The sequence below is a fragment of the Vibrio sp. TH_r3 genome, assembly GCF_033101115.1.
Lineage (GTDB): Bacteria > Pseudomonadota > Gammaproteobacteria > Enterobacterales > Vibrionaceae > Vibrio.
Genome location: NZ_JAWMPW010000018.1, coordinates 1 through 17,811, shown reverse-complemented (window position 1 = coordinate 17,811; position 17,811 = coordinate 1). Strand labels below are relative to the sequence as shown.

The following is a 17,811-nucleotide window of genomic DNA, read 5'->3' as shown; positions in this document are numbered from 1 at the left end:
GACCTCGTCAATGAACCACGTATCACCAAATCGATCGGCGTGTTTCTTGAGACGTTTGCTATAGATACGCCCGAATTTCGAATAGTTTCGTAACTTACTGTAATGCCTCTCTCTGCTAGAAAATCTTCACCATCTCTAAAACTCAAGCTAAAACGGTAATACAACCAGACGGTATGTCGGATGATTTCAGGAGGAAATCGATGTCTTTTATATATGCTCATGAAGAAATACTGCCATAGCATCGGTTATCTTGACAGTACCCAGCTATCAATAAGGGTGATCGAAGAATTGCCATTATTGATGGCACTTTTGAGCAGTTTAGCAACTTATTATTAGAACGAAGAAAAGAGACTCCAGAAGAAAAACTCTTCAACACTTTTGAATCATTGGCTCAGAACATAACCAAGAATAAAGGCTGAGATGATGAGTTCTATGATTTTCACCTTTAAATGCTTCAGTGAATTTTACGCTCATTTTTAATGCCTCTAGACAAGTAGTCTGACACAAGGGAGCGGGGATGTTCATGATTTTTCCGTGACATCGTCACCGGATACAATTGATGACTTCCTATACGGATAACAATTCTTTAGATGAATCAATGGCTATTACTGGCGGCATAACAAAATTCATTGTGAGTTGAATTCAACTGGAGAGGAGCCCGTATAAAAACGCTAATACGGGCTGGTGCGTTCAGTGACTAAAGTCGTAAATGATACGGTGTTCATAGCTGTTGCTACTGTCAATAATCGTATATGGGAAGTTGATCTCATTAATGCCATTTACATACCCTTTTGGCTCTAAGCAAAGCCCAGCGTAGCGGTTGTAGATACTGCCTTGTTTGCCAGAAACACCGTCCAAGTTATGACCATTGTACAAATGCAAGGTACGCTCGTTAGAGTAGATAGTAAGCTGGCGGCCTCCTCCTTGCAGAACGGCCATTTTATGCAATTTGTCGCGTGACGCACCTGTCTGATCAAATACGTAGGAGTGATTCACTTCGTCGCCGTAGGCCACTCCCTTTGCTAAAACTCTCGTCTGGCTAAAATCAAACATCGAATCATCAACACTGACTAAGCTGCCATCTGGGATGCGGTCCGCTTTCTGACCCAGATATTGCTTAGCATGCAACGTCAATGTATGCGCTTTGATTGAGCCGTGCTGATGTCCAAACAGGTTAAAATAGCTGTGTGCCGTCATATTAACTGGCGTCGGCCCGTCAGCATCTGCATTGAAGATCAAGCTGAGCTTGTTATCACGAGTTAAGGTATAAGTGGCATGTACTAAAACCGTATGTTTGAATCCCTCTTCACCGTCATTATCGATAAGACGTAGCGTCACCGATACGTGATCGTGGGTCTGCTCGCTTTTAACCTGTTGCCACACGCGGCGATGGTAACCAAAACGACCACCATGCACGCAGTGCCGTCCACCATAAGCGTTACCATGAACCTGAACCATTTCACCATCCAGTTCAAACTGCGCTCCTTCAATTCGGTTTGCTACTCGGCCGATAAGAGCACCAAAGTAGTGGGTGTCGTGCCTGACATAGTCTTTGATGTTATCAAAACCAAGAACCACATCCGCCAGATCCCCTTGTTTATCTGGGACAAGCAAGTTTGAGATGATCCCTCCTAACTCAAGGATGGAGACAGACATACCATTTTCATTTGACAACACTATCCTTCTGACACTCTGGTTATAGAAAGTGCCAAATGGAAACCGTTCTATCTTCATATTATAAGCCTTTGATGTATTCCGTCAGACGGTGTTTTTCGGGTTACCTTCAAGGAAAGAGCGGATGTTGTCCGCGACCATAGCAGTAATACGCCTACGAGCATCCAGTGTTGCCCAGGCAAGATGAGGGGTAATAGTGCAGTTCTTAGCACTGAGCAACGGGTTGCTCGCACTTGGCGGCTCCTGCCAAAGAGTGTCTAGAGCGGCACCAGCGATCTCACCCGTGTTGAGTGCATCCGCCAGATCTTGTTCGACCACCAATTGCCCCCTTGAAGTATTGATAAGGAACGCCTCATTCTTCATCAGGATAAACTTATCACGGTTCATAAAATTGATGGTGTTTGGCAGAGCTGGACAGTGTAGAGAGACAAAATCAGCTTGTTCCAGTACTTTATCCAAATCCAGCATACTATGCGTATAATCTGGGAATTTCTGTACATAAGCATCATGGGCCACTACTTTCATTTTAAAGGCCGCAGCTATCTCGCCTACGCGCTGGCCGATGTTACCAAAGCCGATGATACCGATGGTTTTTCCTGACAGTTCGATCTGTGTATTCAACCAGTAGGTCCAGTCATCATTGTTAGTCCAGCCTAGGTTATTTTGCACATCATCGCTGTTAGCCGCAACATTGCGAACCAGATGCATTATATGCGCAAACACCATCTCTGCTACGGTATCAGTACCGTAAACTGGCACGTTCATCACAGGTATGCCTTTGCTTTTAGCATATTCCACATCCACTACATTGTAGCCAGTAGCGAGTACCGCGATACACTCTATCTTCGGACAAGTATCAATTATTTCGCGGGTGATAGGCGTTTTGTTGGTCAGAACAATATTGGCAGCTTGAGCACGTTCAATCACTTGCTGCGTACTGTCGGTTGATCGGTCATAGCAGATAAAGTTTCCCAGTGCTTCAACTGGTGCCCAGGAGTTATCTCCTGGGTTCAGCGTATAACCGTCAAGGCATACGATAGTTTTCATAAATATTCTCCCTAAGATGATGGTGCGAGTCTACTCTTTAGATTGGAAAACAGTGCCTTTATACCCTTGTTTACTGGTGGGATTTGGCTACAGATAATCATCACAATGATGCACACCAGAACGAAAGAGATAGGACGCTCGATCATCGGCATCAGGCTACCACCAGTTGTTTTCAGACCGGTACGTAGTGAAGTATCAGCCATAGGGCCCAAGATCACCCCAATAACCAGCGGTGCAATCGGTACATTCAGCTTCATGAAGAAGTAAGAAATAATGCCGATAACACCCATCAAGTACAGGTTAAACACGCGCATACCCAGAGCGAATGAACCGATCACACACAGTACAGCGATAAGAGGCATAAACAGTGTCTGAGGGATACGAAGGATGTGAATTACCTGCTTAGACAGGATCATGCCACATACCCACATCGCGATCGCGGCCGCAAACAGGATAGCGGTTACTTCAGGGATAAAATTTGGATTGGTTTTCAGAAGCATCGGACCCGGTGCCACGTTATGTAGCATCAACGCACCCAGTAGCATTACTGCCGGCGGTGAACCAGGGATACCAAGACTCAGTAGCGGAATCATCGCACCACCAACACAGGCTTGGTTGGCCACTGAGGTAGAAATAACACCTTCCGGCGCACCTTTACCAAAGGTTTCCGGTTTTTTGCTGGTCTTACGAGCAATGCCGTACGCTACCCAGGCAGCGATATCTTCACCGATGCCTGGTACCGCACCAATACCCACACCGGTTATCGCTGAACTACCAATCAGACGCGAGTTTTTGAACATGGTCTTCATATCAGGTAGTAGTTTGCCGACAGACTTGGCGTTCATCGACTTCATCTTTATCTTGGATTCAAGTACTGACATGATCTGTGGGATACCAAAAGCTCCAATCAGTACCGGAACGACATCGATGCCGTTATCTAGGTCATGCATACCCATAGTGAAACGAGGGTACATCTGCATATGGTCTTGACCAATAGTTGAGAGCCAAATACCAAACAGACCAGCGATCCAACCCTTGATAGCCAACTCTGGTGAGGTCAAACTACCACTGATCAAGATGCCGAACAGAGCCAACAAGAAGTACTCATACGAGGTAAACTGCAGCGCCGCTTTTGCGATCATCGGTGACAACAGAGCCACAAATACCATACCGATCGCTGAGCCGATAAGTGATGAGGTCGTCGCCAGGCCAAAGGCTCGGCCGGTCTGGCCTTTCTGCGCCATCGGATAGCCGTCCATTGCGGTCGCAGCGGATGCCGCCGTTCCCGGAATATTGAGGAGAATAGAGGTGTACATGCCGCCGTACACGCCGCCTACATAAATAGAGAGCAGTGCCAGTAGAGCGGTCTGATTATCCAAACCATAGGTTAGTGTGGTTAATAGTGCAACCCCTAGAGTCGCGGTCAGTCCGGGCATCGCACCAAAGATAATCCCAAGAAAGGTACTACCTGCCAAAATAAGTATCAGTAGTGGAGAGGTGAAAATATGCCAAAACATACTTCCGAATACAGATAAAATGTCCATGTGTTATTTCCTGTTAAAATGCATCTTCAAGCAGCGACATCTGCTCATCAGATAGTTCAACTTCTTCGGTGACGGTGCCAGTATTGATGTAGGTGTAGTAGGTGTGATTAAACACCTGCTCTACTACTAGACCTTCTTTTGGTAGTGGCACTAGGAGGAAGTAACGGAAGATTGGACAAAGAACCGCCGGGAAAATAATGGCGATCAATGTCAGGCGACGAACCTTCTGGCGCAGTTCACTGTTGTCCTCGTAGGCTGAGCGGTACATCGCCAATATCAGCAGTACCGCAGTGACAAGCAGTATTAAGTCAGTGGTAAAGGCATAACCACTGTTCAGCAATTTTTCGGCTCCTGTCATGAATAGAGCGATAGATAATATAATCGCTGAGTAATAGATCTTCAGGAGTTTGCGTGAGATAGCATCATCATCTAAATAATATATCCCGATATACAGTAACAAGAAGACCACTGAGGCTAGGAAGAAGTCATACCAAGAGATCAGAACATAAATGTAACTGATGATACCACCGGCAGAAATTAGGAAACCAGTTGGATTGATTTCTTTAAAGTATTTAGCAAACAGCGCTCGGCCATCTGAATTTTTTGCCTGTATAAATACCGACAAACCAGCAGCAAATAGAGAACCGCCGATAAATAATGGCAACAGTCCGGGTGATTCATACCACTCGGTTGTCACACCGCCCACAGTACCCGAGAAAGGCATAGTTAGCGAGGTAACGATAACACCCACAGAAAACAACATGACGACAAGGGAGAACGCAAAGTCCCATCCATGCATTTTTTTCTGCTCTAGTGCTTCCGCTGCTGTATTGTCATCATCTAGATGCTCGTCTTTCGAGTGTATGATAGAGCTAGACATTATGACCCCCAATTAAAGGATTTAAACAAGAAGGTGAAAGCAACCAGAGCCAAAGGACTTAAAAGCCCTGATTACGTGTCAAAAGCGGTTACTCTGGACGAGGGATACCCAAGGATTCAGGATTTACCTTGGCTGCTTTAAGTTCCCATAGAGTCCAGCTGAACAGAGATTCCAGACGTGCCATACGCTCGTTGGCTTTTTTACCGAACTCACCCACTACCTGATAATGGTTCTCGCGAGCATAAGTTTTGAGCTCATCGCTCTGCATTGCACTAGCAAACGCTTTAGCAACCTTCATTTTGATATCTTTAGGCGTTTCTTTTTTCATCGCAAAACCGATAGCCTGAGAGATAGGAAGGTATGTGGTCAGTGACGGGTAAGTCTCAAGGCCAGATGGGATAGTGATCTCACCCACAGTGAACGGCTTATCTGTGAGCGTTGCCAACGCTTTGAAGTCACCAGACTGGATAAGCTGGTTCTGCTCAGCCACTGAGGTGATAACCACGTCTACTTCACCACTCAATGCCGCATTCTGACTCTTGGATGAGCCTGGGTAAGGGATGAAGTTCATTTCACCATCGATACCTTTAGAAAACGCTAGGTAGTTGATGTGGTGCAGTGAGCCAGAAGAGCCCGCGCCAACACGCAGCTTGTTAGGGTTCTGCTTTACATAAGCAACCAGCTCTTCAATAGTATCGAACTCTGAGTTACGTGATACTGAGATCACATCTGGTGAACTGGCTACAATAAAGTAGTCAAACACATCCATTCGCTTGTCCCAGCCCCCCATAACAGCGGCAGTGACGTTTGACTCTGACAAGCCGATAAAAGTATAGCCGTCAGCCTTCGCGCCATAACCTTCCAAAAGACCAACTGAACCGGATACACCACCTGGTTTGTTGATCACATTGATGTTGGTGCCGAGGTATTTTACCATTGACGCTGTTGCGACACGGTTGATCACGTCGGTACCACCACCTGCTGACCAAGTTACAACATCGGTGATATTGCGACTTGGATAGCGATCTGAGCTTAGTGCTACGTTAGACATCAGTGTAACTGCTGCCAGAGCAACACCGGCAAGTAATGTTCTTCGTTTCATGTTATATACCTTTTATATTTCGTGCCCGAAGCACGCCGTTAAGTTAACATTTTGTTATAGTATTAGTCGTAGGGTAGAGTCACTAAACTAAAATTTCATAAAGTAACCCTGTAAGTCTGTCCAAATATCCATGTACTCCTTCTTACGCAGACTCTCTTCAAAATTGGACATGCCAATCTCGTCGATACGAGCCGAGATACGGTTTGTCATGTTGACGTTGGCTTCAAACATTTTGACAATATCCCAACGGGTTGGTGATGTGTCAGACGTCAGCCAGCCTTGGTAGTTAAATTTCTTCAAATAGAAGATGAACTCGATGTACTGCATCAGGCTGCGGCTGCCACAGAAGTAATCCCAGTCCCATTTGCCATCATTATCATTGATATGAATGTAATACTTCACATCTTGCGAGTTCAGCAGTGCCAGCTCTTCTGCTGGGTTGTTATCACCGTAGAGTGAGTGGCCGTAATCTAAGGTGACACCAATGTTCGGGTTGCCAATTTCCTTAATCAGACAGATGGTCTTAGCAGCATCGTCTAAATAACAACGACCACGCACTTCGTTAGGCTTGTATTCGATAAACAGAGGGATCTCCGGCTTGTATTCACCCGCAGCAGCAAAAGTTTCACACAGATGCTTCCAAGTCTCGACATAGTCGGCTTGAAATGAGAACTCGTAACCATCGCTCAGTGGGCAACATTGCACCTTGTCAGCACCCACTTCTTGGGCGAAATCTTTCGCTTCTTTTATAAACTGCACCGCGCGTTCACGCACTGCTTTGTCTGGAGAGGTTAAGCCGCCGGATTTGAATTCTGGCTCAACCTTCACATTCACATTGATTGCCGCAACCTCGATGTCATATTTGGCCAGCAGTAGTTTTACTTCTGTCAGGTTGTTGAAGTTCACTTCATATGGGTAGATAAGCTCGGCGCCTGTCATTCCCTCAATCATGCGTAGGGTTTGGAACTTTTGATCCAAGGTTTTCGGCTCGTTGTATTCAGAAAAACGGTCCTTGGTTTGCCCCAAAAATGGGGTAATTACTGCATGTTTAAACATTATTAGCTCCCTTTACCTGCATGGATACAGGTTGATTGGTAAATTTTCTAAACAGTTACTTCCGGCTCAACCAAAAGTGCACTGGCAGAATCGATGATGTGTTTGGCGGATAGGCCGTATTTTTCTAGCAACAAAGGGTAATCACCAGACTCAGCAAAGGTGTCACGTAGGCCCAAGTTGTCAAACTTTACACGGATGCCTTCTTTTGCCATGCGCGCGGCAATTTCATAAGCCATTCCGTTGCGTTGTTGGTGCCCCTCAGCCACGATTACACGGCCGGTCTTCTTGATAGATGTGCGGATAGTGTCCCAGTCCAGCGGCTTCACACTGTAAGCATCGATGATTTCAACGCTGACGCCGGAAGCACGCAGCTCGTTTGCTGCTTCAATGGCTTGGAACAGGATGTCACCATAAGAAATAATGGTCATATCGTTACCCTTGCTGATCACGTTACTGCCACCACACTTAAAATCGGTAGTTTCGTCATACAGCTCCTTATAAGAGTCACGCATCAGACGACAGTAGACAGGCCCTTGAGTTTCCATTGTGACGTCAAACAGCGCACGGGTAGAGGCAGTATCACACGGTGCAAACACATGCATGTTTGGCAAAGAGGTCATCAATGCCATATCTTCTGATGCTTGGTGGGTTACCCCATCAATGGCAGCAGTAGTACCGCCATGTGAAGACATTAGCTTCACGTTCAGGTTTGGATAACAGATAAAACTACGCACACTTTCTAGGGCACGCATGGTGAGAAATACACCATAGCCGGCTACGATAACTGGGCGGCCGTTGGCAGCCATACCGGCAGCTGAAGCCATCATGCCAAATTCAGCAATACCCATCTGGAAGTAACGTTCGGAGTATTTCTCGTTGAACAAATAAGAGTTGGTTGAGTAACCGATATCTGCTTCGAACACAGCAAAGTCCTGGTTGATCTCGCCGTACTCCACCATACGTTCAGCAAAGGCTAAGCGGGTAGGCTTGTTTGATTTCACTAGCTCTTTCATAATGTATACCAATTGTTGTCTCTGTTTATGCAACCAGCTCGGCGCGTGCTGCTTCGTACTCTTCGGTCGATGGTGCTTTACCGTGCCAGTTGCGCACATTTTCCATAAAGCTGACCCCTTTGCCCTTCACCGTGTTGGCGACGATACAAGTCGGTTTTCCTTTGAAGGTACGGGCGGCTTCTAGCGCTTCCAAGATCTGTGCAATATCATGGCCATCAATGGTTAGTACGTTCCAGCCGAATGAGCTGAACTTATCCTCGATGCTTAGTAACGGCATGATCTGGTCGCTGGTACCATCCATTTGTAGATTGTTCTTATCGATAAAGAACACTAGGTTATCCAACTTGTACTTGCCTGCCGCCATGGCGGTTTCCCAAACAACGCCCTCGTTGATTTCGCCATCACCCAGTACCGAATAAACGCGGCGGTTGTCCTTGGTCATCAAGCCTTCGAGTGCCATACCAGTCGCTGAAGCGCATCCATGGCCCAGAGATCCTGTGGTGATATCAATGCCTGAGGTCGACTTCATATCCGGGTGTCCTTGCAAAATAGAGTTGATTTTGCGCAACGAACCTAAATGCTCACGTTCAAAAAAGCCAAGACGACAAAGGCACGCGTACCAAACCGGACAAGCGTGACCTTTGGAAAGTACAAAACGATCACGATTTGCTTTGCGCGGGTTGGTTGGATCTAGGTTCTGCATTTCTGAGAAATATAGGGTTGTGACAATTTCAGCAGCTGAAAAAGAACCACCAATATGACCTGATTGGGCTTTATAAACCATGTCCAAAATATCTACACGAATATCTCGGGTGAGTTTATAAAGCTCTGCCACACTTTTTTTAGGCATAGCAGTGCCCTCCTTAATTTAATAAGATTTAAAAAATATATTTAAAATACGACTATCTAAAGTTAATTATCGAGAAAATGATAATTATCTAAAAATTCAATAAATTGTGCTGAAACTTCACGCCAGTGAGATAAGTGCATTTCTCTTGCCCCTACTGCATCCTTTTTTTCAATAGCATCAACTAGTTTATTATGCTCATTAATAGAATCCCAAGGCATGGGACGAAGTTTAATTACGATATCCTTACAACGTTTATTTTGTTCGTTATATTTCTTTGCGGTTTTAATTAAACGGGAATTTCCCGTATATTTAAATATCTCTTCGTGAAACTGCCTGTCATGTTCGGCCCACAAAAAAATGTCATTGTCCTCAAGGGCCAGATGCATTTGACGCGTATATTCACGTAACTTGCTGATTTGTTCTTTTGTTAACGTATGTTGTATACAAAGTTCTATTGCCGTGATTTCTAGATGAGCAATCAGTTCATATAGCTCTTCTAAGTCTCTGCGACATAGTGCGCAGATACGCAAACCATGTCTTGGATGCAGAGTAATCAACCCATCTTCCTGCAATCTCAGTAGCGCTTCACGTACTGGTGTTCGGCTAAATCCACATATTTCGACTGCATCTTCTATTAATAACTGCTGATTTATTCGAAAATTATTACCTAAAATCATTGACTTAAGTTTCACGTATGCTTGCTCTGATAACTTCATTTTCCTTCTACCTTTTTTCGTATAACCCTTCGATAATTGTAATTATAGGTGTATACGCCAAAACATACGTTAAAAAATTTTTTAATTTATTCGTTAAGTTGAATGAAGTCTAACTTATCAAGTCAGATTAAAATTTGAACCAAATCACGCATTAATACGTTTTTTAAATAAACATTAAAGTACAAAAAAAATACGTTTTAAATAAATATTTAAGTGTACATACACGTTATTTAAAATACTAATTAAAGAGCTATAAAAAATGTTGACTAAAATAAATATTAAAGTATAAAAAAAGTTTGTTATTGTTTTTCTACAAAGCATTAATAATCAAAAAAAAACACTTACATTCAAAGATAATTAAATTATTTAATCTTTTATTTTTTCCGTATTTTTTAATAGATAAATTAATAAATATTTCGTGATTCAGGTCAAATACAATGAGTTTTTAATTAGATAATTAATTAAAAATGTCATAGCGTAAATAATAAAGAAATATTTCTTTTTACCCTAACATTTAATGCGGAGCATATTATGAATATAGCTATTGGCTGCGATGACGCAGCTGTGGAATTTAAAAATATATTAAAAGAACATCTTGTTTCATTGGGTTATGAATATACCGATTACAGCGAAGCACCAAGCGGTGAAGAAAACTATTATGCTGATGTCGCCCAGCGGGTTGCTAAGGCTGTCGCAGATAATAAACATGAACGTGGACTTATTGTTTGTGGTACTGGTATCGGCGTATCCATTATGGCTAACAAAGTACCGGGTATCCGCGCAGCACTCTGTCATGATGTATTTTCGGCCATTCGAGCCCGAAAGAGCAACGGTGCACAGATCATCACTATGGGGGCTCGAGTGATCGGCTCTGAGCTGGCTAAAACCATCCTAGATCACTGGATGAAAGCAGACAGCATTGACGAGTCTTCGTTACCTAAAGTTGAACGTATCATGGAACTGGAAACGGCCATTCAGGCGCGTTAGGAGAAGAACGATGAAAAAACCTAAAAAATTACTTAATAATCCTGATGCAGTTGCGCGAGAACAATTCGAAGGTTTCATGGTCGCTGCTAATCATATGGAGCAGGTTGGTTCACTGACAGCCTCTATTCGTAAGGACTTTAACCCAGAAAAAGTTGCTATAGTAACCGGTGGTGGTGCGGGCCATGAGCCGATGTATGGTGGTTATGTTGGCAATGGCCTGGCCGATGCGGTTTCTATTGGTGATGTGTTTGCAGCGCCTACCCCCGATGTGATTGTGGAAACCTGCATGGCTCTGAAGCCAGAAAATGGCGTAATTTTCGTCTACGGTAACTACGCTGGTGATAACATGAACTATGATATTGCAGCTGAGCTTCTACAAGATGATGATATTAAATCACATACTGTGCGCATTAATGACGATGTGCTCTCTGCAGAGCAAAACAACGCCAAAGAGCGCCGGGGTATCGCAGGCGCATTGTTTGTGCTTAAAGCTGCGGGAGCCGCGTCAGAACTGTATACTGAATTTGACGATGTAGTCGCCGCCATAGAAAAAGCACTGCAAAACACTGCATCCGTGGGTGTAGCCCTTGGTCCTTGCGCAATTCCTCGCAATAAAACCTTCAACTTTGATATTGCTGATGACGAGATCGAGATCGGTATGGGTCTACATGGTGAGCCGGGCGTAGGAAAATCGAAACTAGGTACCGCCGATGACACAGTTATTGAGTTAATGAATAAGCTCTATAAAGAATTGGAACTGAGCGCTGGTGACGAAGTATGTGTATTGGTTAACAATCTAGGAGCATCCACTCAGATGGAACTGCTTATAGCCAACCGAGCTGTGAGTAACTACCTCGTAGATAAAGGGGTGGCCATCCATGACTGCTTGGTAGGTAGCTATTGCACATCATTGGAAATGTCCGGCTACTCTATTTCACTACTCAAGCTAGATGAACAACTTAAACTCCTTTACGACCAATCTTGTCACTCTTTTGCCCTAAGGAAATAACATGAATATACAACAATCCATTGAAATGATGCAGCTTGTCGCACGCGGTATGGTAGAAAATGAGCCGATGCTTACCAAATATGACCAGACTATCGGTGATGGTGACCATGGTTTGGGTATCGAGCGCGGTTTTTCCAATGTAGCCACTTATCTGATAGAAGACTTTACAGCAACGGATGTAGGTGATGTTCTGACAAAGATTGGCACAAAACTAATGTCAACTATGGGTGGAGCATCCGGTGCTATCTTTGGCACCCTGTTCCGCGCAGGCGGTAAAGCCATTGCTGGTGAAATGGAATTGACCACACCGGTACTGGCACATTTTCTGGATGCGGGTCTGGAAGGTATCTACAAACGTGGAGGTGCGACAGAAGGTGCAAAGACGATGATAGACGCCTTGGCACCAGCAGTACGTAAGGCTCAGGAGTTGGAAAATACCGAATTTGAACAGGCGATTGTTGAGATTGCCAAAGCAGCAGAGCAAGGTGTTGAAGCGACGAAACAGATGATAGCAACAACAGGTAAGGCCAAAACCTTAGGTGAACGTTCATTGGGACACCCAGATCCCGGAGCGATCTCCATGTCACTTATCCTAAAGTTTATGGCCGAGTACTGTAGTGTTGAGGTAGCGGCATGAAAAAATTATGGCTAGGTTCTAGCTGGAAGATGAACAAAACCTCGGCCGAGGTCGAGGCGTTTTGTCATCAAATCCAGCCGACACTGCAACAACTTCCTGCTTCTATTCAGAGCTTCCTGATCCCGCCGTATCCTTATGTGGATCAGGTTGCCAAGCAGCTTAGCCAACACGGCACCCACATCGGTGTACAAAATATTTGCTGGGCCGAATCAGGCGCTTTTACCGGCGAGATATCAACCACGATAGCCACAGATATCGGTGCCACGATAGTGGAGATCGGTCATTCTGAGCGTCGCCACTGCTTCAATGAAACTGACGAAACTGTCAATTTGAAAACGAAAGCAGCGTTGACAAAAGGTTTGATACCGCTTATTTGTGTCGGTGATACCTTTGATGAAAAACGCTGGGGAGTTTCTGTTGAGTCAGTCGTCAGACAGATCAAGATCGCGTTGTTTGAGGTCTCTGAGGAACAACTCGACCAGGTGATTATTGCTTACGAACCCGTCTGGGCCATCGGTGAAAATGGTACTCCTGCCCGTGCAGACGAAGCAGAAAAAGGGTTGAGGGCAATCAAGCAGGCATTGATTGCCCAATATGGAAGCACCAATGCAGAAAAGGTCGTGCTTCTGTATGGCGGTAGCGTCAATCAGGAAAATGCGGCTGAATTGATCCAGCAACCGAGCATTGATGGCTTGTTTGTCGGTCGCTCAGCATGGCAAGCAGAAGGTTATGCGTCACTGTTAAAGATCGCGACTAGCTACAGCAATGGAGGATAATGGAATGAAGGATAACTTTTCCATCAGTACCGTTGCTTATTCTGGTTACCCTATAGAGGAGGCGTTGGATGCCATCTACTCTTTGGGGGTATACAACATTGAACTGGCACTTATCCAAGGAGCCGTGTATGACTTAGATGAAGATGGCGTAAACGAGCAGGTTGTCACTAATATTCGCGCACAGCTTAACCAGCGCAAGATGCATTGCACATCATTGGCGGCGCACTGTGAGATAACATTAGAAAACTGTAATGAGTTGCTTTTGAAGCGAGTAAAACTGACAAGGCTGCTAGATTGTCCGCGTTTGATCGTGTACGCGCCACGTGATGGTAGTCTGGCTGAGTTTCAGCAGGCCGCACGTGAAGCGATTGTGCTAGCTGAAGCCGAAAATATCAAGATTCTGATAGAAAATGTTGGTGATCAGCAACCTTACATGCTTAACGATTGTAAAGACTTTGCTTCTGTCTTACAGGCTTATACCTCTGAGTCTATGGGCATCAACTTCGATCCGGGCAACCTAGCTTCACACCGACCGCAGAATGACCTATTGATGGATACCGTGCAAAGCTTGAGCGTTGCGGAACATATCCATATCAAGGATCTATTCATAGAGGGCGACAGCTACCGATTCTGTACTATAGGGAATGGGATCTGCCACTATCCTGAACTGTTCCGACGAGTAGCTCAAGGCCAGAAAATGCCGTTTTTCAGTATCGAGGCACCTTTTGCATTAATCCGAAAAACCGATGGTCGCGCTATTCTCAGACCGAAGGACGAAGTACTGCCCATTGAAGATATAAACCACAAACTGCACAACTCTATTCAGATGATACTGGCATGTGCGCAGTGTTAAGTTTGGCTTTCTCCGAGTTTGCCAGAAAAAGCGAACAATATTTTCACTGTGATTGCTTTCGTAGTTGCTAACAATGGTTGAATCGATACCTGACAAGTGTAACGCACCAATAATAATCAGCTGGCTACAATTTCCTGTCGTTTCCAGCTCTTTATCTTGATTGGTGTATATCTTGGAGTGGAGATATTGGTCGACAGTGTGGGATGAACCGCATTAATGGTTTCTTCTTCTCGATGAGGAACTACTCAGCACGCTCTACTTGAGCTGACGTCATATTCTTTCTTTCCATAATCGACCAGCTTACAGCGAACCGATGACTTTACAGTTTTTTCGATAGCCTCTTTGAGAATGGAATGATCCAAACTCAGAACAGAGTACAAACCTAATTTAAAGCTAATGTGGACTGACACCTTGTTTGGTTCTTTATCACCCCAAAACAAATTTGAATTAGCTTTCTCATTGCTGCAACTAACGCTTGCATCTTTGTTTTCCCAGCAGCTAGAAGTCGATTTTTTTGTGCTTTAATATCTGGGTTATGTGTTCCAGCACTAACTGCTGCTAAAAATATTTTGGATCGAATTCTGGATGGACCAATTTTACTCAGTGTCGCTCTCCCTTTAAACGAACCTGATTCATTTAGCTTAGGTATTAGGCCAACATATGCTTAGCTGTTGAAAAGTTTTACCTGAAAATAAATAGACTAACTCTCGTGACATTACCTTACCTATACCGATAACACTCATGAGTAAATCATGGTTCTTTTTCATGGTAGGACAAGCAGAGATAATAGTATCGATTTCGTTTTCAATCTCTTGAATTTCGTCTTCTATGAACCTAATAATACGAGTAATTGAGAGTAATACTCTATCATGATCATCGCTGGTTTCACTTGCTTCAAGTCGGTTATTTTCTCTTAAACGATCTTTTTCTAAAGCGGATAATCTGCGAATTAAAGCCTTGATATTCCTGGTATTAGCATCATCAGACTTCCATAAATTAATCTGCTCATTTTGAGTGACCCCATATCTTGCGAGCATATACGCATCTGACTTATCAGTTTTATGGATTAATCCTAGTGCTTGCGAAAATTTCTTAGCTTTGCCAGGATTTGAAATAAAGATTTGGAAGCCCATAGTGTATAAATACAGGGCTATTTCTTCATGATAAACCCCTGTGGATTCCATCGTAATGATAATGTCATTAGGCTGAGATTTAGATAGCTTCAAGATCCAATCATTGATGGCTAAATAGTCAATCTTTCTGTTTTTGAAGCATTTAAATTTGCTGCTGCTCTTGGCTTGATTTAACAATAAACAGAGATCGAGCGTTTCTTTGCTTACATCAATTACAACATTTAATCTCATATCAATGACTCCACTTGTACATACAGCATCATTAGTAAAGCACTAAGTGCTCGGATACCATCCAGTATTAGAGAAAGTAAAATCAGGGGATAATCTACAGCTCAATGTTAAACATTACGTGGCATAACATCCTCACTGTTTTAGAGCTTGGGGATAGCTAATCATCCAAAGCCTCAAGATACAAGTGGCATAGTGAATTTGGTCACTTAGTTAGAAGTTATATCAGAAGTGGATCATGGAACAAGCTCTGTGAGCAACATCATTTCTGCGAAGTTTATCTGTCACTATTTTCCAAGATCTAACTCCTTGATTTCTCGTTAACAGACAACGGTTGAAGACGGCTACTCAAATCTACAGATACAATATATAGCGATGCTACAAAATTATTGAAAATAGCGAGACAATTTAAAATGTTTCTATTAGCGACTCTATATATAAGAAACCTATGCCATTTAATAAACGACTATCTGGCAACTCACCGTATCGAATGGACGCTCTTTGCTCTTTAAGTGCATTCGTATTAGCTTCAAATGGATTAGATAATGCTATAGTTCTAACAATGTTTAACCACTCTTCTCCTAGATCTTTGATATCACCATAAATAACTATGTCGTTAACACTTAAAGTCACGAGAAAATTGTATAAACTGATACCAAATGAAGTAGCTGCTTTTTCAACAGTCTTCCTTGTGATCATATCTCCAGAGTGAAAAAGCCTCACCACATCTTCAAAGGTAATTTGCGAGGCATTGTGTCCATGATTAGGATTAGTTTTATAAGTTTTACGAATTTCCGATGTAATCGCTTTAGTGGAAGATATGGTCTCTAAACAACCATATCTTCCACAACAACACTTTCGCCCATCTTGGTCAATAATAGAATGTCCTATTTGTCCACTGCCAAACAATTCGCCGCGAAATATTTTATCGTTTACCAAAAATGAAGAACCAATCCCATAGTCAACATTAATAACGCAGAAATCCTTAGGGTGGTCTTTCGTTAACCATTTCTCTGCCAACGCTAACATGACACAATCGTTATCTACTTGAACCTCAGCACCAAACTCCTCTTCTATTAAGTATTTGAAATCTATAGGTGCAGACCACTTTGCTTGTGGCATCAAGACTGATGTTCCAGATCGCCTATCAACCTGGCCATGTAGCGCCATTGCAACTTTAAATTTCGAACTACCAGTGTCTTTTATACATTGCCGATAAATCTCAAATACAGATGCAACTAACTCTGATGGATGGGTAGGATTTATCTCGATGTGGCGATAATCAACAATTGGGTCCATTAATCCATTCAGTACTGTTGTTGATATTCGATAAGGTGTGATGTGGAGGCACAAAATTGGTGTCGTATTCTGTGTCATTTGATACATCCCAGTAGAGTTCCCCCGCCCCGAATGTATCACGTGAATATGCTCAACCAGTTCTAAGTCGATCAAATAATTCAATATTTTACTTAAAGCAGGAATACTCAATTCTAGCTTGGCAGCCAGTTGCGATTTAGATAATTTTCTATGCTGGAATAAAAGGCGCATAACCTGTTTCGAATTGAAGCTGCGAACTGATTTATTGTTCATACCTTTAATCATATGTACCTCTTATACCAGTGAAATTAGCCTTTTTCAGCAAGTCGCTGTCGATACTGGTCAGCTCCAACCGCTAACAACAGTATGCCACCACGCACTAAATACTGGTAGAAAGAGTCGACATTAAGAAGATTGAGTGCATTTTCCACCGTCCCCATGATCAATACACCGATCGCAACACCAACTATACTTGCCTTACCACCATTAAGTGAAACCCCGCCGAGCACGCAGGCTGAAATAACACTTAGCTCAAACCCTAATGATGCATTTGGCTGCCCACTAGTAATACGAGAAGCCAAAATGATGCCCGCCACCGCACAAATCGCACCCTGTATGGCAAAATTGGCAATACGCACTTTGTCGACATCTACGCCCGCTAAATTTGCAGCGTCAGAATTGCCCCCGACAGCTAGAGCGTTGCGACCATAGGCTGTATTTTTGAGCAGGAAGCCAAAAACAACAAAACAAATAATGGTAATCACGATAGGGGTTGGTAATCCTAAGATGGTCGACTGTCCTAACATAAAGAAATTCATGTTAACAACACCAACCGCATTACCACCAGAAATAATGTACGCGCCGCCTCTAACGATTTCCATCATAGCTAAGGTTGCGATCAAAGCATTCACTCGCACTTTAGTTACAAAGATCCCGTTCATCAAACCGATAAATAGCCCTGCACATAACGCGCCTAAGATACCAAGCAT

Annotated in this window: 18 protein-coding genes and 2 pseudogenes; 5 read left to right on the top strand and 15 right to left on the bottom strand. The window is 43.6% G+C overall.

What is annotated here, in order from left to right; genetic code table 11:
• Positions 1-77 precede the first annotated feature (77 nt).
• From R3X26_RS14015 to R3X26_RS13970, 10 genes and pseudogenes are all read right to left on the bottom strand, one after another.
• Positions 78-221: pseudogene (locus R3X26_RS14015) on the bottom strand (IS6 family transposase); the annotation flags it as partial.
• Between the two features lie 469 nt (positions 222-690).
• On the bottom strand, positions 691-1,734 hold the full coding sequence (locus R3X26_RS14010; protein ID WP_317717955.1) for an aldose epimerase family protein: 1,044 nt from the start codon (positions 1,732-1,734) through the stop codon (positions 691-693).
• A gap of 24 nt (positions 1,735-1,758) precedes the next feature.
• Entirely contained in the window at positions 1,759-2,721 is a 963-nt protein-coding gene (locus tag R3X26_RS14005; protein WP_317717954.1) for a D-2-hydroxyacid dehydrogenase, read from the bottom strand.
• A gap of 11 nt (positions 2,722-2,732) precedes the next feature.
• Positions 2,733-4,265, bottom strand: a complete 1,533-nt coding sequence (locus R3X26_RS14000) for a tripartite tricarboxylate transporter permease (protein ID WP_317717953.1) — start codon at positions 4,263-4,265, stop codon at positions 2,733-2,735.
• 13 nt (positions 4,266-4,278) lie between these two features.
• Complete coding sequence (locus tag R3X26_RS13995; RefSeq protein ID WP_317717952.1) at positions 4,279-5,145, bottom strand: hypothetical protein; 867 nt, start codon at positions 5,143-5,145, stop codon at positions 4,279-4,281.
• Positions 5,146-5,233: 88 nt separating this feature from the next.
• Positions 5,234-6,247, bottom strand: coding sequence for a tripartite tricarboxylate transporter substrate binding protein (locus tag R3X26_RS13990; RefSeq protein ID WP_317717951.1), 1,014 nt, complete (start codon positions 6,245-6,247; stop codon positions 5,234-5,236).
• Positions 6,248-6,334: 87 nt separating this feature from the next.
• Positions 6,335-7,303 carry a sugar phosphate isomerase/epimerase family protein gene (locus R3X26_RS13985; protein ID WP_317717950.1) on the bottom strand — a complete coding sequence of 323 codons (969 nt, stop codon included), beginning with the start codon at positions 7,301-7,303 and terminating at the stop codon, positions 6,335-6,337.
• A gap of 47 nt (positions 7,304-7,350) precedes the next feature.
• Positions 7,351-8,316 carry a transketolase family protein gene (locus tag R3X26_RS13980; protein ID WP_317717949.1) on the bottom strand — a complete coding sequence of 322 codons (966 nt, stop codon included), beginning with the start codon at positions 8,314-8,316 and terminating at the stop codon, positions 7,351-7,353.
• 25 nt (positions 8,317-8,341) lie between these two features.
• Positions 8,342-9,166: a transketolase gene (locus R3X26_RS13975; protein ID WP_317717948.1), complete on the bottom strand. Its 825-nt coding sequence runs from the start codon at positions 9,164-9,166 to the stop codon at positions 8,342-8,344.
• 62 nt (positions 9,167-9,228) lie between these two features.
• The gene (locus tag R3X26_RS13970) at positions 9,229-9,882 is read right to left on the bottom strand and encodes a GntR family transcriptional regulator (RefSeq protein WP_317717947.1); all 654 of its coding nucleotides are present in this window, start codon (positions 9,880-9,882) and stop codon (positions 9,229-9,231) included.
• Between the two features lie 531 nt (positions 9,883-10,413).
• Here R3X26_RS13970 and R3X26_RS13965 point away from each other — a divergent pair.
• The 5 genes from R3X26_RS13965 to R3X26_RS13945 are packed head-to-tail and all read left to right on the top strand — an operon-like array spanning position 10,414 to position 14,144.
• A complete protein-coding gene (locus tag R3X26_RS13965) occupies positions 10,414-10,869 on the top strand; it encodes an RpiB/LacA/LacB family sugar-phosphate isomerase (protein ID WP_317717946.1) in 456 nt (151 codons plus the stop codon).
• Positions 10,870-10,879: 10 nt separating this feature from the next.
• Complete coding sequence (locus R3X26_RS13960) at positions 10,880-11,878, top strand: dihydroxyacetone kinase subunit DhaK (RefSeq protein WP_317717945.1); 999 nt, start codon at positions 10,880-10,882, stop codon at positions 11,876-11,878.
• Position 11,879: 1 nt separating this feature from the next.
• Complete coding sequence (gene dhaL / locus R3X26_RS13955) at positions 11,880-12,515, top strand: dihydroxyacetone kinase subunit DhaL (RefSeq protein ID WP_317717944.1); 636 nt, start codon at positions 11,880-11,882, stop codon at positions 12,513-12,515.
• Positions 12,512-13,291, top strand: coding sequence for a triose-phosphate isomerase (locus tag R3X26_RS13950; RefSeq protein ID WP_317717943.1), 780 nt, complete (start codon positions 12,512-12,514; stop codon positions 13,289-13,291). The genes dhaL and R3X26_RS13950 overlap by 4 nt, the downstream gene beginning before the upstream one ends.
• A gap of 4 nt (positions 13,292-13,295) precedes the next feature.
• On the top strand, positions 13,296-14,144 hold the full coding sequence (locus R3X26_RS13945; protein WP_317717942.1) for a sugar phosphate isomerase/epimerase family protein: 849 nt from the start codon (positions 13,296-13,298) through the stop codon (positions 14,142-14,144).
• 17 nt (positions 14,145-14,161) lie between these two features.
• Here R3X26_RS13945 and R3X26_RS13940 read toward each other — a convergent pair.
• From R3X26_RS13940 to R3X26_RS13925, 5 genes and pseudogenes are all read right to left on the bottom strand, one after another.
• A pseudogene (locus R3X26_RS13940) lies at positions 14,162-14,362 on the bottom strand (IS630 family transposase); the annotation flags it as partial.
• A 164-nt stretch (positions 14,363-14,526) separates the two neighbouring features.
• Positions 14,527-14,748, bottom strand: coding sequence for a hypothetical protein (locus tag R3X26_RS19090; protein WP_411572423.1), 222 nt, complete (start codon positions 14,746-14,748; stop codon positions 14,527-14,529).
• Positions 14,749-14,785: 37 nt separating this feature from the next.
• Complete coding sequence (locus tag R3X26_RS13935) at positions 14,786-15,508, bottom strand: IS110 family transposase (protein ID WP_317717941.1); 723 nt, start codon at positions 15,506-15,508, stop codon at positions 14,786-14,788.
• A gap of 405 nt (positions 15,509-15,913) precedes the next feature.
• A complete protein-coding gene (locus R3X26_RS13930) occupies positions 15,914-17,107 on the bottom strand; it encodes an ROK family transcriptional regulator (protein WP_317717940.1) in 1,194 nt (397 codons plus the stop codon).
• 23 nt (positions 17,108-17,130) lie between these two features.
• The coding region (locus R3X26_RS13925) for an ABC transporter permease subunit (RefSeq protein ID WP_317717939.1) at positions 17,131-17,811 on the bottom strand (681 nt) is incomplete at its 5' end.